Origin of the sequence: Pseudobacteriovorax antillogorgiicola (assembly GCF_900177345.1) — a bacterium.
Taxonomy (GTDB): Bacteria; Bdellovibrionota_B; Oligoflexia; order Oligoflexales; family Oligoflexaceae; genus Pseudobacteriovorax; species Pseudobacteriovorax antillogorgiicola.
The window spans coordinates 57414-81728 of the sequence record NZ_FWZT01000007.1; the positions used below are offsets into that span (position 1 = coordinate 57414).

Annotated in this window: 21 protein-coding genes and 3 tRNA genes; 14 read left to right on the forward strand and 10 right to left on the reverse strand. The window is 47.9% G+C overall.

Translation table 11 applies throughout. The annotated features are described in order from the left end of the window. Position 1 precedes the first annotated feature (1 nt). The gene (locus B9N89_RS10805) at positions 2-1795 is read right to left on the reverse strand and encodes a protein-disulfide reductase DsbD family protein (protein ID WP_132318551.1); all 1794 of its coding nucleotides are present in this window, start codon (positions 1793-1795) and stop codon (positions 2-4) included. A 360-nt stretch (positions 1796-2155) separates the two neighbouring features. On the opposite strand from B9N89_RS10805, the gene rplX reads away from it, so the two are divergent. Then, entirely contained in the window at positions 2156-2494 is a 339-nt protein-coding gene (rplX, locus tag B9N89_RS10810; protein WP_132318549.1) for a 50S ribosomal protein L24, read from the forward strand. Between the two features lie 36 nt (positions 2495-2530). Here the strand turns inward: rplX and B9N89_RS10815 are convergent, their stop codons facing one another. Beyond that, on the reverse strand, positions 2531-3979 hold the full coding sequence (locus tag B9N89_RS10815; RefSeq protein ID WP_132318547.1) for a cytochrome-c peroxidase: 1449 nt from the start codon (positions 3977-3979) through the stop codon (positions 2531-2533). 397 nt (positions 3980-4376) lie between these two features. On the opposite strand from B9N89_RS10815, the gene coxB reads away from it, so the two are divergent. From coxB to B9N89_RS10845, 6 genes are all read left to right on the forward strand, one after another. Continuing rightward, positions 4377-5432, forward strand: coding sequence for a cytochrome c oxidase subunit II (coxB, locus tag B9N89_RS10820; RefSeq protein ID WP_159455297.1), 1056 nt, complete (start codon positions 4377-4379; stop codon positions 5430-5432). A 45-nt stretch (positions 5433-5477) separates the two neighbouring features. After that, entirely contained in the window at positions 5478-7286 is a 1809-nt protein-coding gene (gene ctaD, locus B9N89_RS10825) for a cytochrome c oxidase subunit I (protein ID WP_132318543.1), read from the forward strand. A 12-nt stretch (positions 7287-7298) separates the two neighbouring features. Beyond that, complete coding sequence (locus tag B9N89_RS10830) at positions 7299-7880, forward strand: cytochrome c oxidase subunit 3 (RefSeq protein WP_200820695.1); 582 nt, start codon at positions 7299-7301, stop codon at positions 7878-7880. A gap of 12 nt (positions 7881-7892) precedes the next feature. Then, positions 7893-8186: a cytochrome C oxidase subunit IV family protein gene (locus B9N89_RS10835; protein ID WP_132318541.1), complete on the forward strand. Its 294-nt coding sequence runs from the start codon at positions 7893-7895 to the stop codon at positions 8184-8186. A 132-nt stretch (positions 8187-8318) separates the two neighbouring features. Then, on the forward strand, positions 8319-9203 hold the full coding sequence (locus B9N89_RS10840; RefSeq protein WP_132318539.1) for a cytochrome c oxidase assembly protein: 885 nt from the start codon (positions 8319-8321) through the stop codon (positions 9201-9203). Between the two features lie 62 nt (positions 9204-9265). Beyond that, positions 9266-9342, forward strand: a tRNA-Asp gene (locus B9N89_RS10845). A 98-nt stretch (positions 9343-9440) separates the two neighbouring features. Here B9N89_RS10845 and B9N89_RS10850 read toward each other — a convergent pair. Then, positions 9441-12200: a 7TM diverse intracellular signaling domain-containing protein gene (locus B9N89_RS10850; RefSeq protein ID WP_132318537.1), complete on the reverse strand. Its 2760-nt coding sequence runs from the start codon at positions 12198-12200 to the stop codon at positions 9441-9443. A gap of 113 nt (positions 12201-12313) precedes the next feature. Further along, positions 12314-12865: a ZrgA family zinc uptake protein gene (locus B9N89_RS10855; RefSeq protein ID WP_234996092.1), complete on the reverse strand. Its 552-nt coding sequence runs from the start codon at positions 12863-12865 to the stop codon at positions 12314-12316. A gap of 146 nt (positions 12866-13011) precedes the next feature. Between B9N89_RS10855 and B9N89_RS10860 the strand changes: the two genes are divergently transcribed. The 4 genes from B9N89_RS10860 to B9N89_RS10875 all read left to right on the forward strand — a co-directional run bounded on the left by B9N89_RS10860 (position 13012) and on the right by B9N89_RS10875 (position 16164). Continuing rightward, a tRNA-Asp gene (locus B9N89_RS10860) sits at positions 13012-13088 on the forward strand. A gap of 135 nt (positions 13089-13223) precedes the next feature. Next, a tRNA-Asp gene (locus tag B9N89_RS10865) sits at positions 13224-13300 on the forward strand. Positions 13301-13533: 233 nt separating this feature from the next. Then, positions 13534-14772 carry an EAL domain-containing protein gene (locus B9N89_RS10870; protein ID WP_132318533.1) on the forward strand — a complete coding sequence of 413 codons (1239 nt, stop codon included), beginning with the start codon at positions 13534-13536 and terminating at the stop codon, positions 14770-14772. A gap of 93 nt (positions 14773-14865) precedes the next feature. Continuing rightward, on the forward strand, positions 14866-16164 hold the full coding sequence (locus B9N89_RS10875; protein WP_132318531.1) for an FAD-dependent oxidoreductase: 1299 nt from the start codon (positions 14866-14868) through the stop codon (positions 16162-16164). A gap of 5 nt (positions 16165-16169) precedes the next feature. On the opposite strand, the gene B9N89_RS10880 is transcribed toward B9N89_RS10875, so the two are convergent. Continuing rightward, the gene (locus B9N89_RS10880) at positions 16170-17033 is read right to left on the reverse strand and encodes a GNAT family N-acetyltransferase (RefSeq protein ID WP_132318529.1); all 864 of its coding nucleotides are present in this window, start codon (positions 17031-17033) and stop codon (positions 16170-16172) included. Between the two features lie 150 nt (positions 17034-17183). Between B9N89_RS10880 and ribA the strand changes: the two genes are divergently transcribed. Next, complete coding sequence (gene ribA / locus B9N89_RS10885) at positions 17184-17795, forward strand: GTP cyclohydrolase II (protein WP_132318527.1); 612 nt, start codon at positions 17184-17186, stop codon at positions 17793-17795. 336 nt (positions 17796-18131) lie between these two features. Here the strand turns inward: ribA and B9N89_RS10890 are convergent, their stop codons facing one another. Further along, positions 18132-18740 carry a polysaccharide biosynthesis/export family protein gene (locus B9N89_RS10890; protein WP_132318525.1) on the reverse strand — a complete coding sequence of 203 codons (609 nt, stop codon included), beginning with the start codon at positions 18738-18740 and terminating at the stop codon, positions 18132-18134. A gap of 231 nt (positions 18741-18971) precedes the next feature. Here B9N89_RS10890 and B9N89_RS10895 point away from each other — a divergent pair, with 231 nt between their 5' ends. Continuing rightward, positions 18972-20009, forward strand: coding sequence for an endonuclease/exonuclease/phosphatase family protein (locus B9N89_RS10895; RefSeq protein WP_132318523.1), 1038 nt, complete (start codon positions 18972-18974; stop codon positions 20007-20009). Next, the gene (locus B9N89_RS10900; protein WP_132318521.1) at positions 20006-20536 is read left to right on the forward strand and encodes a methylated-DNA--[protein]-cysteine S-methyltransferase; all 531 of its coding nucleotides are present in this window, start codon (positions 20006-20008) and stop codon (positions 20534-20536) included. Before B9N89_RS10895 ends, B9N89_RS10900 begins: the two co-directional genes overlap by 4 nt. An 8-nt stretch (positions 20537-20544) precedes the next feature. Here the strand turns inward: B9N89_RS10900 and B9N89_RS10905 are convergent, their stop codons facing one another. Genes B9N89_RS10905 through B9N89_RS10920 form a run of 4 tightly spaced genes read right to left on the reverse strand, consistent with a single transcriptional unit; the run spans position 20545 to position 24305 of the window. Next, positions 20545-21333 (reverse strand): class I SAM-dependent methyltransferase, encoded by a 789-nt coding sequence (locus B9N89_RS10905; RefSeq protein ID WP_132318519.1) that lies wholly within the window; start codon positions 21331-21333, stop codon positions 20545-20547. Between the two features lie 20 nt (positions 21334-21353). Further along, complete coding sequence (locus tag B9N89_RS10910; protein ID WP_132318517.1) at positions 21354-22514, reverse strand: DUF2786 domain-containing protein; 1161 nt, start codon at positions 22512-22514, stop codon at positions 21354-21356. Continuing rightward, positions 22504-23400, reverse strand: a complete 897-nt coding sequence (locus tag B9N89_RS10915) for a thiamine-phosphate kinase (protein WP_132318515.1) — start codon at positions 23398-23400, stop codon at positions 22504-22506. The genes B9N89_RS10910 and B9N89_RS10915 overlap by 11 nt, the downstream gene beginning before the upstream one ends. Beyond that, positions 23397-24305: a glutamate--tRNA ligase family protein gene (locus B9N89_RS10920; protein WP_132318513.1), complete on the reverse strand. Its 909-nt coding sequence runs from the start codon at positions 24303-24305 to the stop codon at positions 23397-23399. The genes B9N89_RS10915 and B9N89_RS10920 overlap by 4 nt, the downstream gene beginning before the upstream one ends. Positions 24306-24315 lie beyond the last annotated feature (10 nt).

A 24315-nucleotide genomic window follows, 5' to 3' on the forward strand; every position in this document is an offset into this window, starting at 1 on the left:
GTTAATTCCTAGAGAATTGACGAAGCTCCTTTAAAAGTCTTTCCTTGCTCACGGCCCCGGCGATTCTCACTGACTTGGAAAGGTCGCCGTTACTGGGCACAAGGACTAATGTCGGTAAGCCTGGCATATTATACTTTTCCACCAGAGCTTCGTTCTCATCGTTGATTTCTGTTAGATCCAGCTTAATCAATACCCAGTTTTTTTGCAGCTCAGAAATAACCTCTTGGTCCTGGAAAATCGTGGCATCCATCTCGCGACAGGCTACACACCAATCGGCCCAACCATCAACGAGTACTGGCAAATTCTTTTCCGCCGCCATTTCGTAGCCTGCAGTCTCAGTTTTTAACCAGTCTAGCTTTGCTGTAACGTTGCCGCCGGTGAGAATTTGCGCCACTCCAAATAGGGCGATACCTAAAAAGGCCGTGGGCAGAGTGATCAGTCCTTTATTGTTTTCCTGGCGCAACACGCCCGCCACTAAGAAGGATAGAACACCAAATGCGATAAATGAGCCGATCGCAACGTGCTGCCAGTATCCTTGAACCGGTTGCAAGAGCTGGTAAGCAGGGGTTTTCAGGTAGTATAGGGCCAAGGCAAACATGATACCTGCAAAAGCGACCTTTACACCGACTTGAATTTTCGGAGAAACCTGGAGTTTAGTAACCTTGGAAGCTGCCATACCCAGGAATACATATGGCAAAGCAAAGCCGATACTATACAGTGTAAACAGTCCCAGAGATAGCCGAGGGTCGTTGAGCTTGGCGGAGTAGATCAGAAGAGCGCCTAGAATTGGGCCCGTACAAGGTGCTGCCACTAGCCCGGCACCTGTTCCCATCAGGAAGGTGTTCAGCCGTGAAGATTTTCCACTTCCTAGCTGGTTACCTATTGTTTGCAATTTGGCAAAATTTACGAAACCAAGCATGCTTAGCCCGAGGCCGATGAACAAGATACCGAAGGCGGCATTGACCACTGGATTCGCAAGTAGAGAACCGAACAGGCCACCCGTGGCCGCCACGATGCTTCCTATCGCAGTATAAGTTACGACGATGCCAAGAGCGTATAGGATTGAACTAGACTTAGCTGTCTCTCCTTGGCGGCCTAGAAGCCGAATAGTTATTGGTATCATCGGAAACACACATGGGGTTAAGTTGGTGGCGAGCCCACCCAAAAACACGACAATCAGGAGTAGCCATAAAGGCAGCGCTCCTTGCTCCAGTTTTTGAGCAAACTCTTCTTCTACGCTACCCTCTGTGGCAGTCCAAGAACCCTCTGTGATCTGATCGTTGGTCTTCACAGCGGCGATGACTTCGGTTTCATCCTTAAAGACAGGTAACTCTAAGTTCAGCGTATAAGGAAACAGGCAGATGCGCTCAGTACAGCCAAGGAAGGTCACTTGAACCGGAAATGTAGCTGCCTGATAGGGCTCAAGGCTCGAAAATTGAAAGATAAAATCCCCACCAAAAAAGACATCCACCATGCCGCCGTTCACAGGGTCTACCTGACGTCGGGTGTCAGGCAAGCTTTTGTTTATGATTTTAGTCCCTTCAGGACCTTCTACCTTGAGTTTATCGGCATAAATCGTGAAATTTTGGCGAGTTTCGAGCCTAAGGCCTAGCTCAATGACGCCAGCCTGGTTGATCCGTGCGTCGACCCCTGACCAGAGGATGACATCCGTTGGCTTTAGGTCGAGATCCACTGTTTGATCCCCAAGATCTCCAGTGAATTGGGAAAAAGCGGACGAAGACGGGACCATTAGAAACAGGGCTGTTGTCAATAAAAGCATTGATTTTCGCAGCATGGAGATTCTCTTCCTCAAGGTTAACGGGCAGCTTCGCCAGCATATATCGGAAAGTTTAAGAGTCTTCTAAACCCCTGCATTAATTTGTGCCTTTGGGCTCAGGATCGTTCTGATTAATGATTCGTAGCAGACCATGAAAAGTGACATTTTTCGTCTACATCGAGCCCTTATTATGCAAATGAACTAGTGAGTCGGCTTGGATTGGTCAAAAGGTGATGGTTGGAGGCCAATTTCAGGAATCCTGGCTTGACTTCTCGGCTTTGATTGCGTAGTAGATGATTTCCCTTGCGTGTATTGGTTCGAGAAGCTTAGGGATCATTTAATACGCAAACATATTAAAAAACGTAATGGAAGCGCAAGATGGCAGAACAAACCAAGTATCAAGTAAAGTGTAAACTGGTAAAAGGCGACGAAGTCGTTGTTCTTACAGGTAAGTCTAAAGGCGAAACTGGTAAGATCGATCGCGTTAGCCGCAAGTCAGGTAAAGTCTACGTTGGCGGCGTAAACCTAGCTAAGAGACACACTCGTCCTGGTACAACCAGCGAAGAAGGTGGAATCCTAGACAAGGCCATGCCTCTTGATATTAGCAACGTAGCCCTTGTAGATCCTAAAACGAAGAAGCCGACTCGCGTTGGTTACAAGTTGCAGGACGGCAAAAAGGTACGCTTTGCAAAGGCTTCTGGAACAGTCCTAAGCTAAGTTCCGAATCAAATAGCACATGAAAAAAGCGTGGGTTTAGCCCGCGCTTTTTTTGTTGGTTTCTTGGCGACTCACCTGAAGGATGTTCCATTCAGACTGTAGGGATTCGAGGAACAGCTTGAGCTGTTGTCTCTCTTCATCACTCCACTGGAAACGAGGGATCGATTCCGAGCGATGGCCAATCGCTGGCTCTTGATCGTGATCTTCATAGTGATCAAGAACTTGATCAATACTGTCAAACCGACCATCATGCATATAGGGCTTGGTTTTTGCTAAATTGCGAAGGGTTGGTGTCTTGAAGGCCCCCATGACTTCAAAGTTTTCTAGATCGGCATACCTAAGTTCCATACATGCCTCCCGGTCTTGTGGCTCGATGGCCTCGCAGGGAACAGGGGATGTTTGGGCAAGAAGCAGGCCTCTAGCCCGACCAATGTCAAGTTTAGCGTGGCTTGGTAAGCCTATATTGTGAAACTGTTGGTCGCTCAAGAGGGGGCCGTTGTGGCAATTGATACAGCCACTCTCGGCGAAAACTTTGAACCCTTGCCACTGCTCTTCTCCAAATGATGAGTGAAAACCTTGGGGTGCTTGCTTTTGGTCCCCAAGCTTTGCCAAAAATTGATCGAAGGGGCTATTCACCGCATAAATTGTTCTTTGATAGGCTGCAACGGCGCGAGCGAAATTTAAGAATATCTGGTCCAGCTCTTTCTGAAGGTTTGGGCTAAGGCCCTGATAAGCAGCAATCCAATCTGAAGGCGGACTTTCTGAGTGGAGCATAGTTTGGGAAAACCAAGCGTAGGGTGACATCTTTTGATCAGCCGCCGCTTGAATGAACTCAGTTTGTAACGAAAAATCGGAAAGTGTGGCCACTCCATAGCTTGCCAGGCGCTGGCTCATGTTTGTCTTAGCCTTAGGGTTTGGTGAAGCATGGAATCGTGGCGACTTAAGTAGGTGTTCCAGCTCCACTGAAATAGGATCGAAGAGAGCTTCATAAGATTCTTTATAATGAAGAGCGATAGTCTGGGCAACTTGGCCACGGTTGCTGCCATGCTCAAGCCTTGCTTCGATAGGGCCCTTGGCTTGGGTTTCCAATGAGTGCGCTCTGCCATCCCAAAAAAACCATTCTAAAAGATAGGCATTGATAAGTGTTGGCGTATTGCGGTCGGTTGTACCCATGCCTGCAGCGGTCTTTAGACCATCGGTAAAGTCTAGCTCCGGCTTATGGCAAGAACTGCAAGACACCGAGCCATCGGCTGAAAAGCGGTGATCGAAAAAGAGTCGTTGTCCAAGTTGCGCTAGTTGACGCTGCCGATCATTGATCTCGGGTGGAGCAATGCGGAGTGATCGAGCCTGGCGCACAAGATCTTGTTGACTGAGTTGCTGGCGCTCTGGACTCTGCCAAAATCCAGCCGTATCTGGCCAATAAATATAAGTCAGGATCGCTAGCGTCGCAGCTAGGTACGGGTTGAACATTTGCTTTGCTTTCATAAGGCCTCAAGTCAGTCAAAGTCTTCATTGTGCTTGTAGTATCGAAGCAAGTAATTGGCAAGATTGCGGCGCATATTTTTTGCAGATTAATCGGTGGGAATGTATATAATAGGCACAACAAGCCTATGGGACATAGAAAAACTAGTGGTTTCGTAGTGGGTTTCCTGTAAGGGGGGTCAGGATCGAAGTCTTATTCTCTTTGTGCTGATGGGCTTGGGCCGAGGTTTGTTGACGTAGAGACAGAGCAAAGTACCGGTAAGACCTCTTACTCCTTGCACTAATCTTTTACTTATTATAACAAATCTCGGTTAAGATAGCGGCAGATCTCCATATTTGCCGTGTTTCGTCGTTGGTTTCCCCATATTTAACGGAGTAGGTCTGGCCCATGAAACATCCCATGAGATGGTTAAAGATTCTGTTAACCTTCAGCTTTCTCTTCAGTTTAACCTCGTGCTTTGAAAAGCTTCCCATGACTACCGTGCATAGTGTGACGGAGTGGGGCGCACAGATTAACGAACTTTACCTCCTCACGACAGTCATCGTGACTTTTGTCTTTTTCGCGGTGGCAATTCCCTTCTGCTACGCAATTTGGAAATTTAGGGAAAAAGAAGGAGACACGAGGATTCCGGAGCAGATTCATGGTAATCATAAGCTAGAAGTCTTGTGGACATTGATTCCGATCGTACTCCTAATCTTTATCTTTATTCCGACCGTGCAATTGATCCTTTCGCGCTTTGAAGAGCCACCTAAGGATACCTTGAAGATTCAAGCCATTGCTCACCAGTGGTGGTGGGAATTCAAGTATCCCGATCTTGGGATTACAACCGCGAACGAGATGTATGTTCCAGAAGGAAAACACGTCACAATCGAGCTAACATCAGCTGACGTCATCCACAGTTTCTGGATTCCTCGCTGGGGTGGAAAAGTTGATAACCTACCCGGTGAAACCAACTACATCACGTACACAACTCCTGCTGTAGAAGATGCTGAGAATGGCGATTACTATCAAGGCCATTGCGTTGAGCTTTGCGGTCTGTCTCATGCTCGCATGCGCTACCAAGCTGTGGTCCTGCCTCAAGAAAGGTTCGATGCCTGGACTAAAGTTGCTCAGACCCCACCGACAGTCACAACGGCGCTTGAGAAAAAAGGCCAGGAACTGTTCATGTCAAAAACTTGCTTCACTTGTCATGCGATCGAAGGCACAACAGCACAGGGTAGAGTCGGTCCTGACCTTACCAACTTCGGTAGCCGTCGCATGCTAGCTGCGGGAACTTTGCCCAATGACAAGGAAGGCATGTACGAGTGGTTGCGTGATTCTGTTGATAGCAAGCCTCCATATCAAAACGTCAAGCCAGGTAGTTTGATGATTTTTGGTGAGGGCTTCGAGCTCACAGATGAAGATATTGAAGCTCTGACAGCGTATCTGCAGAACTCAACCGCAAAGACTTATTAATAAACGTTCGATGACGTATTGCTCTCAGGAGGAATTTTTAGCGATATGAGTAGTTCAAGCTCTCCCAAAACAGGACTGTGGAGCTGGATAACCACAGTCGACCATAAACGAATCGGCATCATGTATGCCTTGGCTGCCTTCTTCTTTCTAATTTTCGGTGGTGTGGAAGCACTGCTCATGAGAACGCAGCTTCTCGTACCGAATAACGATTTTATCACAGCACGTACCTTTAACAGTATGGTGACGATGCATGGTACGACCATGATCTTCTTGTTCGTCATGCCTCTAAGTGCCGCCTTTTTTAACTATCTCACACCGATCATGATCGGTGCTCGCGACGTTGCTTTCCCTCGCTTGAACGCCCTAAGTTTTTGGATCTTCCTCTTTGGTGGATTCCTTCTGAACTTTGGCTTCCTTGTGGACCAAGCGCCTCGCGGCGGATGGTTTGGCTACGCAAACCTTACCTCTCTTCAGTACACCCCAGACAAGTCTGCCGACTTTTGGGCCATGGGCTTGCAGGTGGTTGGTTTAGCGTCCCTGATCGCGTCCGTTAACTTCTTTGTAACCATCCTTAACATGCGCTGTAAGGGCATGACCCTTCTCAAAATGCCGATGTTCATTTGGACGACTTTGGTGACTCAGGTACTTTTGATGCTTTCACTGCCAGTGATTACCGTCGCCCTTCTCATGGTGACTTTCGATCGACAGTTTGGTACTGGTTTCTTCAATCCAGCAGATGGTGGTCAGGTTATCTTGTGGCAGCATCTCTTCTGGGTTTTCGGTCACCCTGAAGTTTACATCCTAATCCTGCCAGCCATGGGTATCGTATCAGAGATCCTGGCAACGTTTTCGAAGAAGCCCCTATTCGGCTACTCCGTTATGGTTTATTCCAGCTGTGCTATTGGTTTCCTAGGCTTTGCTGTTTGGGCTCATCACATGTTCACCACAGGTATGGGGCCTTGGGCGACGACATTCTTCACCGCGGCAACCATGCTTATCGCGGTGCCTACCGGGGTTAAGATTTTTAACTGGATCTCAACGGTTTGGGGTGGTCGCATCAGCTTCACAACAGCCAACCTCTTCGGCCTCAGCTTTGTAGCTATGTTCACCCTGGGTGGTCTGTCTGGAATCATGCACTCTTCTGCGCCTATTGACTCTCAGCATCAAGACACTTACTTCGTGGTCGCTCACTTTCACTATGTTCTTTACGGCGGTGCCGTGATGGCTCTCTTCGGTGGTATTTACTACTGGTTCCCCAAAGTCACGGGTCGATACATGAACGAAGGTATCGGTAAGATTCAGTTCTGGCTTTACATGATCGGCTTCAATATGACGTTCTTCCCGATGCACTTTCTTGGTGTTCAAGGGATGCCTCGTCGAAACTATACCTATGCTGCTGACCAAGGCTGGGATCTTTGGAACTTCATCGTGTCCATGGGTGCTTATCTCACCGCAGTGGGTGCTATCTTGTTCGTGATTAATATCATTTGGTCTCTTCGTAAGGGCGCGAAAGCTCCTGGGGATTGCTGGGATGGTCGAACGCTGGAGTGGACGATTCCTTCACCACCACACGAGTATAACTTCGGTATCGAGCCGACGGTTCAACGTCTGGATGACTACTGGTTCCGCAAGTACTCAGATGATGGCAAGAAGAAAACTCTTCCAGCAGAGCCAAGCTACGATCCGAAGGCGATTCACCTACCGAATCCCTCATTTTGGCCCATTGTTTTGGCAGCAGGTATCACCACAGGAGCTGCAGGCTTCTTTGTAAGTGGAATCGGTCTGGCGATTAGTTTATTTGGTCTCGCAGTCATTGTCGTAAGTACTTACGGCTGGATCTACGAAGAAGCGTAAAAGGAGGGATTCGTGAGCGCGCATATAGAAACCAATACAGGTGTCGACAATCGTAAGTTTGCGATGTGGACATTGATTGCTTCCGAATGCTTCCTATTCGGAACATTGATTGTTAATTACTTTATCAACCGTGAGCGAGGGCTTGCCGGCCCCACGGGCCCAGAGATCTTTGATATCAACCTAACAACTTTGAGTACCTTCGATCTTTTGATGAGTTCGGTGGCTATGGTTCTAGCTCTTCATCACTGCCGGGCTAGGAACTTAAAGTGGATGCAGTTTTGGTTATTTATCGTTGCTTTGGGTGGCGCAATTTTCTTGGGCTTCCAGTACTACGAGTTTGATCATTTTGTCAATGCTGGCCTGAAGCTTGATACGAGTGTTTTTGGTTCGGCCTTTTACATGTTGACTGGCTGTCATGGATTGCACGTGGCTGTGGGAGTCCTGTGGATAACCTCTATCTTGATCACCTCTCTGAAGCGTGGCGAGTCGTGGTTTGATAGCGATACCATCGAGGTGGCAGGCCTTTACTGGCACTTTGTCGATGTCGTCTGGATCATCATTTTTACAGTCGTCTACCTATTTGTGTACGTATAAGAGGGTTGATTAATGTCAGAATCTCATGAAGCCCATGGCGGCACCAAACTGTACTGGATTTTTTGTGTTATCCTCTGTGTCATCACCTTTCTTGAATGGCTGATATTCGAGCAAAGAGAGGCCTGGGGAGTTTCGAAAGTTGTGCTTGTCACATCGCTTTCGGCCTTCTCTCTGATTAAGTTCGTGATGGTAGTTGGTTGGTACATGCATCTTAAGGACGACCCTAAGATGATTAAAAACACCTTCGTACTGTCTTTGCTTTTGATCATAGGAATTGCAGCTGGCCTTCTGGCTTTGATGCTATAAAAGCTTCCTTGAATTTGTAAGCAAATTGGCATATGTTCAGCTCCGCATTGAGTAGCTGCATACCCGCAGGGCAAGAGGGCTCAGAGTGAGCCTCCTTGCCCTTCCGATTATCGGGTTTGAAAAGGAGTGACTATGCCCAAGCTTTATGCTCACGAAGTCTACGATCGTCTACCAAATGAGATCTTTGAAGTTAAGTGGGACTGGGACCCAGCCCTGATTTTCTTCCTTCTCCTCATGATATTTTATATCCGAGCTTTGCCGAAGTTTAAGCGGCAGGTAGTTGCTAAATGGCAAGTGGGGCTATTTTTTACAGGGGTTATCATTAATATCTTGGCTTTGATGCCACCCATTGACCCCCTAGCAGACCAGTTATTTTGGGTGCATATGGTTCAGCATCTGATGATCACTCATGTTGGTGTGCCATTTATGCTCTTCGGTGTGCCGTTCTTCATCGTGATGCGAGGAGTGCCACTTTGGTTTCGGAGGTATGTCTACTTTCCTCTCCTACGCAGTCGGATCACCTGGCTGTTTGAGCGCACGATAGCAAGGCCTCTGCCGTCTCTTATTCTATTCGAAGTGAATTACTGGTTCTGGCATGTTCCTAGATTTTACAACCTAGCCTTGCTGAACGATTACTTCCACCTTTTAGAACACGCCTGCTTTGCAATTACATCAATGCTGTTATGGCGTAATTTAATCGATCCACACCCCATGAAGTCTCCCATTCCGCTTCCAGCTCGGCTGCTCTATTTGGGCTTTATCATGGCAGCTAATATCATTTTGAGCGCGATTCTCACCTTTGCTGACGAGGTGCTATACGCCTATGAAGGCATTCCCCTCCCTACTTGGTGGGAGCGTTGGGGCCACCTTCAAGATCAGAGAGTGGGTGGACTTATCATGTGGATACCTGGTGGGTTTATCATGCTGATTGCGATGACAGTCGTATTTTTCGTATGGGCTCATCGAGAGAAGCAAAAAGAGGAAGCAGGCTACTCAGCCCAGCTCGCGGAAGCATAAAAAACTTTATGGTTTTTTGTTGACAAGTTCTTGGGGTCTCTTTATATTCCATCCTCACCAGCGGGGGCGTAGTTAAGTTGGTTATAACGCCGGCCTGTCACGCCGGAGGCCGCGGGTTCAAGTCCCGTCGCTCCCGCCACTAAAACCACCGAAAGGTTCATTCCTTCGGTGGTTTTTGTATTTGAGCCACCCTTGTCCTTTGAAGCTCCACTGGCATGACTGAAATCGGGAAGCGTCCTAAGCAACCTGGCTAGACTGAAACTCAATGTGAGAAAAATAGCGATCAGGAAGAGCGATCATGAAACGGACTAAGATCCGGCCATGGTTTTCTTCTGAGCACGCTTGAATTGTGAACTGTCCACCAACATGCTCAATATACATCTTCACCACATCCAACCCCACACCTCGGCCTGCGATATTGTCAACTTGCTGGCGGGTTGAAAAGCCCGTTTCCAGCAGCAAGCTAAGGAGGCTTTCAGGGTTCTCATCAGTTAATTCATAGTTTAAGGCTTTTGCCTTGCTCCTGATGGCATCTAGAGCAACACCCTGGCCGTCGTCCTGAAAGTAGGTGACCACCTCGCTTCCCACTGCCTCTTGAGCTATGTGGATTTCTCCTCGCTCTTTCTTACCTGCTGTGATGCGCTCCTGGCCTGTTTCAAGGCCGTGAGCCAGGGAGTTCCGAACTAAATGGGTGATCGTCCTTTCAAACACATCAGCTATTTTGGGTTCTAAGCCATAGATAACATTATCGAAGAGTAGCTTGGGAATGGGTTTCTCTAATTGATCGCTCATGGATTTAATAGCATCGAGCTGGTTGTAGCAAATATCTTCCAAAGTTTGAAAACAGTGTCTTTTCAGAGCACCTAGATCCTTTGATAGCTTCTGATTGATTTGAACATCTGTAAACGAGTCGAGAAATCTGAGTATGAGTTCTTTGGATATCATCATCAACGAGGGGTCTACAATTCGACCGAGCTTCTGATTGTTTAGCTCAATATATTCACGAAGACACTCTTTAACACCATCTTGATCGGCAGTTAACTCTTCTCTATCGATCAAATAGTCGGCTTGCCTTGCAGCTACTAAATGGCTTTCGGCCTTGTGTATCTGGTCGCTGAGCGAGTGGAGGCCTAGACCCCGAGACATACCTTTTAATGTGTGATAGCTCACGAATAGGAACCTTAGATCATCTTCATTCCATGACTTTCCAAGAAGCTTGGCATCCACTTCCGCAAGCATTTCGTTGCTGAGTTTTTGGAAGCTAGCAAATCGTTCGGCGTTAACATCGATGAGTTGGGCGATGAGTTGAATCTCACGCGACTTTCTTGCAAACTCTGCTTCCATCTTGAGCTTGTCAGTCATATCTCGCACAGTAACAAGGACCTTGGATTGCGCATGACCATCGCTTAAGTGAGCCCAGTCTAGGTCGTATTCCAAAGGTTCTTGATGAGCAGCACTTTGCCATAGGACATGCCTTGGCAGAAGATGTTCATTCAATAAAAAAGCAATCTCGTCTTCCTGTACCATGCTCAAAAGTGCTGCTTTTGTTTGGTCGATATCATTTTCAGACAGCTTGGTGGAGCGTTGTAGGATCGCGATGATGTCGTGATTGCCAAGGTCTTGCTGTTCGAATAGTTCCTCTAGGTGTTTTGAGTAGGAAGGGTCGATTCGGGTTCGCTCTGAAATTGTGAAAATTCCTTGATGGATGTGGGTAAGTATATCGCGCACATCGCGGCTGCGTTCCTCCACCTTGATTTCAAGGCCCTTGTTGAGGTCTTGAAGGCGATAATTAAGCTTAGAAATCTCGTCAGCTGCAACAGCTCGGAAATAGTTGTATCGAGCGCCCAAAGCCACTGAGAAGACGACAATTTCGATGCAGCCTCCTATAAACTGGCCCCAGACGTTAAACTCAGTATAGTTAATAAGCCCGAGATAGGCAGCAACCAGATCTCCTGACCCAAACAGATAGGAAACCCAGGCAACGATATAGAGTTTCGCCGGACGGTAGCCCTCATGAAGCCTTAGGGCAGCAAGTGTCAGGAAGGTTGAGATGGCAATGGTAGGGATGATCAGAGCACCGATTGCGGCATACCATTCGGAAATAAACACGGCATTGATCATATTGAGGGGGCAGAGAATCAGAATAAGGAGAAATATGGGCTTGAAAAGCCGATAACGGGAGCTCTCCATACTAAGGAATTGCCAGGAGTAGGAGCATGCGAAAAAGCAAACCGTTGACACCGAAAACGGCATGATATGGTTGCTATAAGTTTTGATACCGAATAGGTGATAGCCAATCTCCTGACCAATGTTGAACGTCGACAGGTAAAATACCAGGCTGGCAACTACAAACACAACATACTTAAAATAGAGGCTCGACTTCGAACTGACTGCAAGAAATAGGTTATAGAAAATCATGATGATGTGGATGCCTGAAAGGGTTCCAATCGCAAGATACTCCCACCTCATGTTGGCGCGAAAGTCCTGCTCATGCCATGCTCTGAGAGAGACGATGTTGATAGTAACACCCTGAGAGCGATACACAAGATGGCTGGTGCCGTGAGGCACTAAGATCTTGGTATTGTTGCTTCGAACAAGTTCGTATCGCCGATCGAAGGGGCGTTGATCACCACCCTGATAGATAGTCTGAATTTCGCCATCGTGGACAAGGTATAGATCAAATTCGTCAATCACACCAAAGTTATTCTCAAGGACAATAGACATGGCCGTGGAAGAGTTTTCGATCGGAATGATGCCCCAATGCTCATGGGGGCTGAAACCGTAATTGGGTCTCTCGTGACTGTGTTTAGTAAAACGATCCGGGCTTGCTTGATAGCGTGTCCAAACATCTTGGGCTTTGAGCCCCGGGCCCTCGTGATTGAGCAGGTAGCTATATTTTCCAAGAAACTCGAATCGCTCCATGACGCTAGGGTCAAAGCTTCTCCCGTACCCAAGGGTACTAAGACTTAGTAGAAAGATGAGGAGCAATTGAATCATGACTCTCCTGGCACTAGGATTCAGGAATCGTTTTCGACTTATTGCTCAAACAAGCACAAGGAAAACTTTTCCCACGCCTATCACCGTAAAAAGCCAGGAAAGCTAAAACACTATCAGAGCTTGACGGAAAACTCTGTACCCTTGCCTGTAGTGCTAGACTGCGCTTTTTCGCTGAGCACTTGGACTTTGATTTTCTTTAAGGCCGGGAAGTTCTTACCGAGCTTGACTGTAAGATTGATATTGCTCACTGGGCCTTGGCACTCAGCTTTGAATGAGCCTAAAAACTCTGCATGGTCACCGTGTTTGTGCTGATGCTTTTTTTCTTCGTGATCGTGATCGTGATGATCTTTGGCTTTACCGTCGACGGCTGCATAGTCCTTGTTAAAGGCCTTAAGCGAAGTTGCTTTGATCTTGCAGTTTGAAGTTTTGGGAAAGACAAACAAGCTCTCTGGCTTACGCATCAAGTTCATCTTTTGCATGATGAGGTCTTTGCTTTTTTTAGCTTTGTCTTGGGATTCAAAACCGAAAATATCTTGGCCAGGTGCTTCTAACTCCAAATATATAGTTTTGCCATCAACAGCGATACTTAGCTTGCCCTCGCCGTGGGTGTGAACGCTGCCACCACTGGCAAGGGAGGAGAGGGTAAGACTAGTAAATAAAATCATTGGCTTCATTTTTGTGACCTCGGAACTATTGGCGGACTGCGTGAATTCTAGCTGTCTTGGCTCGATTCTAAAAGTGCATTTTTACCCAAAAAAATGCTGGACATTAGCCATGAGCCTCATTATATTCCTGGCTCTACACTCTTTGCGGGGGCGTAGTTAAGTTGGTTATAACGCCGGCCTGTCACGCCGGAGGCCGCGGGTTCAAGTCCCGTCGCTCCCGCCACTTTTCCTGTTCAAGCTTTCTCCCACACATATTCTAAATGACTTATCATAGCGTAAACTAAGAAATATTTTTGATATTCTGTCATTTTCTGTAGACATCTGAGTTGAGGCTATCTATATTCAAGCTCGCTCAAGCGGGGGCGTAGTTAAGTTGGTTATAACGCCGGCCTGTCACGCCGGAGGCCGCGGGTTCAAGTCCCGTCGCTCCCGCCACTCTTCCTTCAAAGCATAATTTTCCACTCCCAACGCTGAATATCCTCCTCTCTATAGATATGGAGATATGAACCCCTCAGATCTAAGAAAATTTAGAACCCAAATTAATTACTTTTTTAGATGCTTACTATTTTGTAATTAAACCCGCCTCTTATAGAAAAATGAAAAAAACTACAGATTCTCCAGTAAAACTCCGAAAAAAGATGTAGAAACCGCCCCATGGAGACTTAAACGTGATTAGCCAACGAAAGCGCTTTAAAGCCGGTGAATTGGTCTTTCGGGAAGGACAGTCTGGTGACTGTGCTTACATCATCGAAAGTGGCCGGATAGAAATCTTTATTGGAGACGACGATAACCCTGTAACCTTGACTCATTTAGGGGAAGGGGAGATCTTCGGGGAAATGTCTGTGATCGATGGATCACCGCGATCCGCATCTGCAAGAGCCATAGAACCCTGCGAACTGGTTCTTGTGTCTTCCGAAGCGATATCAGAGCGTATCGATTCTGCTGACCCCATCGTGCGGCTCCTTATATCTATGCTTTTAACGCGGATGAGGCAAGCCAACCAAAGTGCGACTGGCGGTCCGAAGATTGTTCAGCCCGAGCCAGCTGGCATTCTCACTGACGAGGGTGGAGAAGGTCAGACCCAAAAAGTCCTAGAAAAAATGCGCATTGAGTCAGAGCTAAAGCAAGCCCTTGTTTCTAATGAATTTATGCTTCACTTCCAACCGATCATGGATCTTCAAAAAGGCCGCATTTCCGGCTTTGAAGCGCTGATCCGGTGGAATAGTCCCACCCGTGGCCTCGTGCGCCCAGATATTTTTATGGGTATCGCAGAAGAAACGTCTCTTATCGTACCCATTGGCAAGTGGGTGATTGAAAAGTCAGCGGAAGCTCTTAAAGTGCTGAATCATCGTTACCGGCAATCTCATCCGGAGGATGAGGATCTATTTATGAGCATCAACATCTCTGGTCGCCAGTTTCATGATGACGAGTTCTTCTCTCATTTAGAGGGAGCCATCGCTCAGGCTGGGGTCAAAACCTCGCAAATCAAACTTGAAGTGACCGAGAGAATTTTTATGGAAGGACCCAGCGCATTGCAGGCGATCAATCGCTGTCGCGATATGGGATTTCATGTTGCACTTGATGACTTTGGTACTGGCTATTCTAGCTTAAGCTACTTAGCTCAATTCCAGGTAGATAGCCTAAAGGTGGATCAGTCGTTTATCCGAAGTATGCTCCAAGACGAAAAAACTTTCGTGATCACCAATGCTATCATCGCTATGGCCAATGGCTTAGGGATCCCCGTGATTGCAGAGGGTATCGAAATCGAAAAAGAGCATCGGGTTTTAGTGGGTATGGAGTGTCGATTTGCCCAAGGTTATCTATTTAGCCGACCGATTCCCCTGGGCGATGCCCTCAACTACGTTAGTATCAGCAACGACTTCGCTGAAACTGTCAACGCATCCTAGTTAGCCAGCCCAGCGCTGGCTTAGCCCTACAACTTTCCTACCGTTACTGTTACATTTGACTTTCGACAATCGAAGCAGGGAGTCCAAGGGTCTATGGCGCAGACACGCATTGCGGTAGTGGGAAGTGGAATTGCAGGCCTAACAGCAGGCTGGCTAATGTCAAAAAAACATCACGTGACTCTTTTGGAAAAAGGTCCCTCCTTAGGCATGGCGCAGCATGGAGTTGATGCAGGCACAGCGCAAGGGGACAAGGTCGTTGATGTTCCTCTCCGGGTATTCAATAAAAGTTACTATCCAAACTTATTTTTACTATGCCAAAACTTGAATATTGATCTTCGCATGGTGGATCATGGAGGAGCATTTGGTTACTTAAATGGCGACCTATACTTCCGCTACGAGAATATAGCCATAGGTGGCAAGAACTATAGCTATGTCTTGCCAAAGATGAAGCAGTTGCCTTGGCTTCTTAAGGTTGGCTGGGAAATCCTAAGACTCCGTCGCGATATGAAGGAGTTTCTGGAGCGAGACGACTGTGACGAGGTTCGTCTGGCCAAGTTTTTTGAGGACTTTAAGTACTCCCGAGCGTTTCAATATGAGTTCTTTTTTCCGATTCTTTCTTCCGTGTGCACCTGCTCCTATAGTGCGTTGATGGAATACCCGGCGGGTATTCTCATTCACGGAATGCAAACCTTGATGGAAACAACGCCCACTCAAAGGTTCATTGGCGGCACACGGGCGCTTCAGGCAAACTTAGCAAAAAGCATTCAAAATGTACGCTACGATAGCCATGTGGTGCGTATTGAGCCATCTCCTAAAGGAGCGGTGGTTCACTATCGCGATGGGGTTCAAGAGGAGTACGATCATGTGATCCTTGCGACTCAGGCCAACCAAGCGCGCGAGGTTTTAGATGTGTCTTATGAAGAAGAGCGAAGCCTACTGGAACGGATTATCTATCAAACCAGTGATATGATTGTGCATCGGGATGAGCGCTTGATGCCCGGTCCTGCTCGCAAATGGTCGCCTGTTTACTACGGAATCAGCAGCCAGTATGATTGGCCGATGGCCACCATTTGGATCAATAAAGTTGAACCTGGTTTCGAAGAGGGGGAGCCACTATTTCAAACCTGGAATCCGCTGATTCCCCCCGATGAGGATAAGGTTTTAGGGCGCACCACATTTGAGCGGCCAGTAGTGAGCCTAGATTCCCTCAAAGCTGTCAACCGTCTAGCGAATCTACAAAAAGATAGCCTAGATAAACGTCATATCTGGTTTTGTGGTTCCTATGGAACTCCTGCGATTCCATTACTGGAGTCTGGACTGGTATCTGCGGTGCAACTTGGCGAGCACTTTGGCGTCGCCAAGCCCTCCTGGTTTGTCGAGCCTAGTCGCTAGCAGACTCAGACATGATCGATCGCTTCGAGCTGCCACTTATGGTGGTGATATTGCTCGCCATCCAAGCTACAGATCATTGGGATTTCAGCCTGTGGGGATGCAAGGTTGAGCGATGAAGGCTCTGGCAACGGCCCGCTCCACCAATAGTCTACCTGGGGTTGATCAAGGTGTGCTGCAAGGTGCTCCAGAGCTAGTTTTAAAGCTTGGGGGTTGAGACTAAGCTGGTGCCAGCGCAGGACCCATGTTCGGCCCTCATAGAAGCCAGTCATGAAGCTTGCGAGTATCGATGAACCATCGGTTACCACATAATGCTCTAGCCCCTGATGGCGCTTCTGGAGCCATTGCCAGTGGCTGTTGGTGTGAAGAATATGGGCCTGCTCAACCCCCTTGGTCTCCCTAGGAAACTCATCGATGGGTCGGGATTGGATTAAAAGCCTATCATGGGAGGTGGCCGCTTCTTGGCCATGAAACATAGGCACTTGATGATAGCCAAGTTTTTCATAGTAAGCTGGTGAAATATCGCTAAAAAGCAGGCTTACTGTGGCGCCTTGTTCCTGGGCCCGCAGATGCACCTGCTCGATCAGCTTGAATGCAAGGCCTTGCTTTCTTTGGCTTTTTACGGTGAACACAGCACCAATTGCGATGCCATTGATGACCCGTCCCCCAGCTTGAAACGACATGGGGTAAGCCCCTAGGCTGGCCGCGATTCGATCTTTGATTTTAACTACATACCATGTAGCATATTGGTGCTGTGGGGAGGCTAGGCGTCGGGAAACATGAGTGTTGAGGTCCTCATGGTGGGGCCAGGCTTCGTGGACTGTGGCGAATACGCTTGCTAACTCGCTCTGATTTGCTGCTCTGATCTCCATTTTGCTACCCTTGTTCTCAAATTTACTTTATGATCACCGCTCAGCGTGGTATTTTATGCCGAATTGGCGCCTTTTGGCTGTAATTTTACCCAAAATGTGACGATAATACCTTCGGGGTTCCAAACGAGGTTTAAACTAAAAAGAGGCTCTATGCAAAGTCCATCACCTTTAGAAGTCAGTCTGTTCTCTGAAGCGCTTGTCCCGACTGTATATGGCGAGTTCCTCGTTTCTGTGTACAAGGATAATCAGTCAGAAGATGAAACGGTCCTGATCAGTCACAATCTTAGTGATGCGGTTGCTCCGTTCATTCGTGTTCACTCGGAGTGCTTTACAGGTGAAGTGCTGGGCTCGCTCAAGTGTGATTGTCGTGATCAATTAGCGTTGTCTCTGAAGGAAATTCAAAAGCGGGGCTCTGGAGCAGTTATCTATCTTCGCCAAGAAGGGCGTGGTATTGGACTGGGTAATAAAATTAAGGCCTATGATTTGCAAAATAAAGGTGCTGATACCATCGAAGCCAACCACATGTTGGGTTTTGGAACCGACCTAAGAACCTTCGATCGCGCTGCTCTAATTCTAAAAGATCGCTCCATTGATAAGATTGTTCTTAATACCAATAATCCAGAAAAGCTGGAGTCGCTAAAAAATTTCGGGATAGAGATTACCGAGCGAGTTCCTTCTTTGTCCGCAGTTAATGAGCACAATAAAGACTATCTTGAAACCAAGATGAAGCTGCTTGGACACCACCTTGACCCTCTTTTCTAGACTTACTGCCTTTGGTTGAGCCCAATCAAAAAAAAAGCCCAGCCTAGAGGCTGAGCTTCCTACTGAAGAAGACTACACATTTAGACCCATTTCTTTTTTGGGAAGGGATGCTGCTAGATAAGGGCACTGGGACTTGCCCTGTCGGGGAGGACATTATCTAGCTTGCTGCTCGCCAAACAGCTCATCCCTTCCGCGGAGTTAAGAAAGGTGATAACGATATTGAATATCGTTATCAATATGAATAAACAAAATGCTCGTCCTTGGCAAGACTATATTTCATTTTTTCTGATTTCTATGTTTTACATTTTTTGAAGGCCTTGGGGGCCAAGGTCTGGCTCAGTTGACAAAAATTAGGTCGCCTCGTTCCAGAAATAGGTTATCCAATCCGCGTTCGCCGCTCACAAGAGCCTGGTAATTCACCACGTAGCGAGATTTGCTGCCATGAGACGTCTTGCGAATTAGGATCACCAGAGCGCCTTTGCTTGTAACTCCCCCCGCTTTAGCAAGGCCCTCCAGCAGGGAAGTTCGTTTGTTGTACGAATAGGTTCCTGGTTTTCGAACCTGTCCAGAGAAAATGACTCGGTAGCTCGATAAGTGACTGGCCGAAACCGTAACTTTGGGATAACGAACGTAGGGGCGTAGTTTGGTTTGGATGGCGGCCTTAAGGAGAGAAGGGGTGCGATCCTTAGCATAGACAGGGCCAACCCGCGGTAGCTGGATATAGCCACTTTTATGGATCAGGAATGTCCCAGAGAAGCGCGGTTCCCTGTGGACATAAACCTCCACCACATCACCGGGGGCGTAGACATATTGCCCATTGCCACCTGAAAATGTGCTTCCTTTTGGCGCATGAGTGATATCCTGCCAGGTATTTTCGGTTTCTGGAGTGCCAGCACACCCCATGCAGAGCATCAACGGGACCACGATAAATTTCCACCGAGACATCCATAATCTCCTAAATAAAACTCATCCCTCGTGGTTTCGGATGCTCTACAATCAATTTTAGAAATTTTCTGAATCTTGAGAATAAGTCTCCATCATTTCGGGGGAATATTTAGTAAGTGGTTAGGTTAGGGGAAGATACGAGATAATATTTCTAATCCTTCTAAGGGGGGAAGGTGAGTTTGTTGGAATCATTGGTTTGCATACTTTTACGAGTTGAAGGGATATAAAACTTTGAAAGTTCTGATTTATTATGGGCTCCTATTTTTTTTATCCACAGCTTATACCCAGGCTAAGCCAGCGCTAAAGCAACCGTCATCGGTGTCCATTATGTCGTTCAATGTGGAGAACCTGTTTGACACCAAACATGATGAAGGCAAAAACGACTGGGACTACCTTCCTAGGGTTCTGAAGACTACTGCGGAGCATCGCAAGCGATGCGAATCAAAGCGTGGTTGGTCTAAAAACTTTTGCCTCAACGTAAGCTGGGATGAGTCTGGACTTCGCAAGAAAATGAGGCAACTAGCTCAAGTGGTTCTCAGCGTGGAATCTGGCAAGGGACCCGACCTCTTGATTTTGCAGGAGGTAGAAAACCTTGCTGTCCTGAAGCGCTGGAATCAAGACTACCTCAAGGCTGCTGGTTATCAGTCAGTTGTCTTGCTTGAAGGTCCAGATTTACGTGGAATCGATGTTGCGATGCTCAGCCGCTTGCCGCTCAAAGGAGAGGCAAAAGCTCACCCCGTAAAGTTTGTGAAAGCCAATCTAAATCGACCAACCAGGCCCATCCTTGAGGCACGATTTCAGCTTCCTGATGGGACCACACTTGCGGCGTTTGGGGTTCACTTTCCATCGCCCTTTAACCCCTTTTTAGCCCGTCAGGAGGCATTTCAGATTCTTGAACGCATCAGCAACCAAGTCATTGCGGATGTGGAAACAGCCATCGCCGCTGGGGATTTCAATGTCAATGCTGGGGAAGATTCTAGGTTTTATCGCCAGCTTGCTCACCCGAGCTTTACAGTATCACATCTCTTTGGTTGTATGACGTGTCTGGGAACGAAGTACTACAAACCAAAAGATACTTGGTCGTTCTTCGATGCGATACTCTTGCATAAAAAGTCGCAATGGCAAATTCGGCCTGGCTCAGTGGAGGTGATTCAGCATCCGAGCCATGTCCAGAAGTCTGGTTCGCCGTTTCGATACCGCTATGAGGACGGTCTGGGAGTATCCGATCATTTTCCCATCATGCTACATTTGGAAAGGCATAAAAAATGAATTACAAAATAATCGCGACAAGCCGGGGTGATATGGCAGTAGCGTTCGACGAAGAAGCTGTTGTGGGGCTTGTGCTGCCATTTGCAGAAACATCAAGCTTGAAGCAGTGGGTTCTCGATCATTGGCCTAACTACCAAGAACGCGAAGCTCTACCCGAAACCCTGAAGCAGCTAGAGGACCTCTTGCACCGCTATTTTGATGGTGAAGAGGTCGAGTTTGTGGGCATTCCTGTCAAGACTCCTGGTAAGACTGAGTTTCAACAGTCCATTTACCACGCCCTGAGGCAGCTCAAGCGAGGTGAAACCGTAAGCTACGGAGAGCTTGGTGAGAGAGTCGGGCGGTCAGGGGTTGCAAGGGCTGTCGGTTCTTGCATGGCTAACAACCCGATTCCTCTGCTGATCCCCTGCCATCGTGTGCTCCCAAGTTCTGGAAAACTGGGAGCTTTCTCCGCCGAAGGGGGACCGGCTATGAAAATTTGGATGCTCCGGCTAGAAGGAGCAGATGCAGCCGGGCGTCTAACGGTTTGAGTTTGATACTAGGATTTTATACCGATGACATAAGCCACGTATGACTCGCACTGCTCACCGTCTTCGGTGAGCGTGTAGTTGCCGTCGCCATCACCATCTTCATCGGTACCTTCCCAGTAGATCACTGATTTGCTGAAGCCAGCTTCCTGTAGCAAATCTTTTAGTTCGGCTATACTCCACAGCCGCCAGTCATAAGAAAAAACCTTCTTACGCTTCTTTTCACCCTTACGTTTAAAATGGATATAAAACTGAGCATGATTGCTTAGAGGGTGGTAGGTATCCTGATCCCAGAAATAAGAGAAATCATCATATTCCGTTTCATGTTCGTTCGGCTCCATACAAGCAGGGCCACCAAAACAATCGAGAATGAGCAGGCCATCATCGTGAAGGCGATGATAGCAAGATTTGAAGTAGTCTAGAAGCAGTGGCCGCTCCTTAAAGCCAAAGTAGGAAAAATTGAGAGCCGCTATGATGTCCCCTTTTGGAAGGTCCTTTTCCATCACGTTGGCTTCTAGAATCTTGATACGATTTTTTTGTTCTTCAGACAGCTCTGTAAGGTAATGGTCGCGGCCATAAGCTACAGGCTCAGGATCGAGGTCGATACCAATGGCGTCTTTGTCATCATCGAGCTTCACCCATTCGCAGCAGAGCGCAAAAGCAGCACAAAAATCTTCAACGAGGGTCTTTGCCTCCCGTCCCTCCCTCAGCTCGCGGTAAACACGGGCCATGAACTCTGAATCTGCGTCTGGAGATTGCACTGCTTTTTGGTAGTATTCGTATTTATCAAAATCCTTCAATTAAGGACCTCCATTGGGTTTTAAGTATGACCGGGTTTGAGTCGTTTCAAAGCACCTTCGTGTTGCCGGATACCGGGTCGTAATTTCATGAGTCTACCTTGTTTTTTGCCGTCTTGAAACGCATCATTGTCTCTCAATTGGCATTGGTAGGATCGACGATGAACTCTAGGATGTCTGTCAGCAACGAACTGATCTAGCTCTTGACGGTTGCGTGTGATCAGAGCTTGAGCTTCACTCAGATCTTTTGAAGTGGCAGCCTTAGATTGTTCTTCGAGTTGCTCGTGAAAGCCTGTAAGCAAGCCGATATAGAAGCTCTTACGATTGCTTTTTCGCCCCGCATTGGCTTTGTGAGCTTGCCACAGAAGAGGCAGCTGATGCCAAAGATAGTGGTATACGTAGTCGGCGATTTGAAGATGTTTCGTGCTGCCCATAAGCTCTAGAGATTTATAGCTGATCTGATCCTTAGCGTCGTAGAGGCTGTTGAATACAATATCAACCGAGAAAAAGCTACTCAAGATCGAAGCGATGAGGGTCTGATGCTGGGGAACGACCTTCAACTTATGGCAGATTGTGATGTAGTCATAGGATGTTTCGGCTCTGTTTTTCAATCGCTCCCACTGGTATCGCTGATTCAGGCGTTGGACCTCTTTCATCGCGAGGCAGGCCTCATGCTCGTTGTCCGAGCGACCGAGAGCTAAAAGCTTTTCGACTCGCTTTAATACTGCTGCATCTTCAGGGCTGAGCTTTTCTGGGTTTCGGGAGATCGCTTGCTGGATATCCCCTGTGGCGCTCCGTGCCCAGGAAGCAACAGCAAAACGGTCACAGGCTTGATGGAATTCTGGCCCATGTCCTGAATGTGGGGAGTCGAGAGCCTCGTGGACCCATTGATGAGCCATCTCATGCTTTAAGACCTCTACCACCGTATCCCAAGGGTAATTTACAATCAGATCTCGATTCAGACTCAAACGGCGTATTATCGGCTCCCATCGCCCCCAATAGCGACAGCCCTCAACGATGGCAATGCTTGGCTTTTTGAGATCAGCTCGGTACTGAAAACAAATATTCTCATATTCCCGATAGAGTTGTTCAGTCCAGTTTCGCATCTGAAAACGTCGCAACTTAGCAAACAATGGATCGTGGAAAGCTTGCTCTTTTCCTGAGTTTATATCTTTAGAATCCATGTTCAAAACCCGTGCTGATTATGGCTGTGCCGTCGTTCCACTGCAAGGCATTTGGCCCTTGTTTGACGATGGTACCCACATGATAGATCGGCTGACTTAGCTTAGCTCTCTTAAGCGTCTCGACCCCTTTGGGGTTTAGGGAAAAGCAAAGCTCAAAGTCTTCACCATCGGTCAAAGCTTTCTCAAGCCGAGTATCCAAGTGAGTTATGTTGCTGCGAAAGGGAATGGCCTCTGGGTTTAGTTGGGCTGAGACAGCACTTTCGCTACAAATATGGCGAAGGTCGGTAGCTAAGCCATCGGACAGATCGATCATGCTTGTGATAGGGGTGAGGTCTAGCAATTCTTTGGCTAAAAAGGTTCGTGGTTCAAAATTGAGGTGGTGGTCGTCAATGCTGCCACCAAGAGGACCGGTAACAAAAATGGAATCACCAGGCTTTGCCCCTGAACGCCGCACAGGACCGCGGTGATGGGGACGGCCCGTGAGCGTGATCGAAACCACCAGTGGGCCTGACCAGCTATTGCTGTCCCCACCAGCTATGGCAATATGAAACTTATCAGCCAGAGTCACGATACCGGACATGAGGCCTTCAACCAACGGTTGGCTTTCCTTCCTTTGAGGGATGACCAGAGATACAAAGGCGGCTTCAGGTACGCCGCCCATTGCAGCAATGTCACTGATGCTCACTGCCAAGGACTTCCGTCCGATTAATGCCGGAGGAGTATCCCCACAAATAAAGTGGCGACCATCCATCAGAGTATCGGTGGTTACCAACTGGGCTTGGGGGTGGCTTTGCAGTACAGCGCAGTCATCTCCAATTCCAAGCATCACGTTAGGATGGGGCTTCACTTGGCTTCTGATAGATTCTATTAGTTTCAATTCGGTCATGAGAAAAAGTCTCCTAGATCACAAGCGCTCACAGGCTGCACTTTAGGAATCATACCAGCTGCGAAGCAAGCCTGGCCAATGACGTCTTCTGGAGACCAGCCCTGATCCCGCAACTCGCCTATGCTAGATGCTTGATCCCGCTTGGAAAGCTTTTTACCGTTATCGTCATAAACCAAAGGGTGGTGGAGATAGTGCACCCGCCTGTTGCTACCGATCATGTCAGCAATCATGATTTGTCGTGCGGTGGTGTGGGTGAGGTCTTGGCCACGGATGATCAAGTTGACTCCATCATGGCAATCGTCAACGACAACCGCAAATTGATAGGACCAGTAGTCATGACGATCTCGGATCATGACATCGCCGCACTGTTCCTGGGGGCACTGGGTTTGTGGGCCCAAGCATAGGTCATCAAAGCTAATTCCGTAGTTGGGAATCTTCAGCCGCAGGCTACCTGGCTCAGACCAGGCGATGGCTGCATCGCGGCAAGTATTAGGGTAACGCAGTTCATCTCGATCCTCACCTTGGGCATCTTGAATCTGACGTCGGCTGCAAACACAGCGATAAATCGATGGTCTTAGGCGTTCCGCTGTTTCAGCAAATAAAGAAAAGCTATCGCGGCTCTGAAGCTTGATCTCTTGGGGTGATGTTACAGGCAAATCGAGAAATCCAAGCCAAGAGAGGTCATCTGCTATGGCCTTGATATAATCGGGACGGGCACGGCCTTGGTCGTGGTCTTCGATACGGACGAGGACCTTGGCACGTATTGCGCTCGCTACCCCCCACACGTAGGCAGCAGACAGGACGTGGCCTAGGTGCAAGTAGCCTGTCGGGCTCGGTGCAAAGCGGGTGACTTGTGAACCCTTGAGGGCATGAATACGGCGCCTTATGGTGTCTAATTGGCTCATTTTTTTTCTT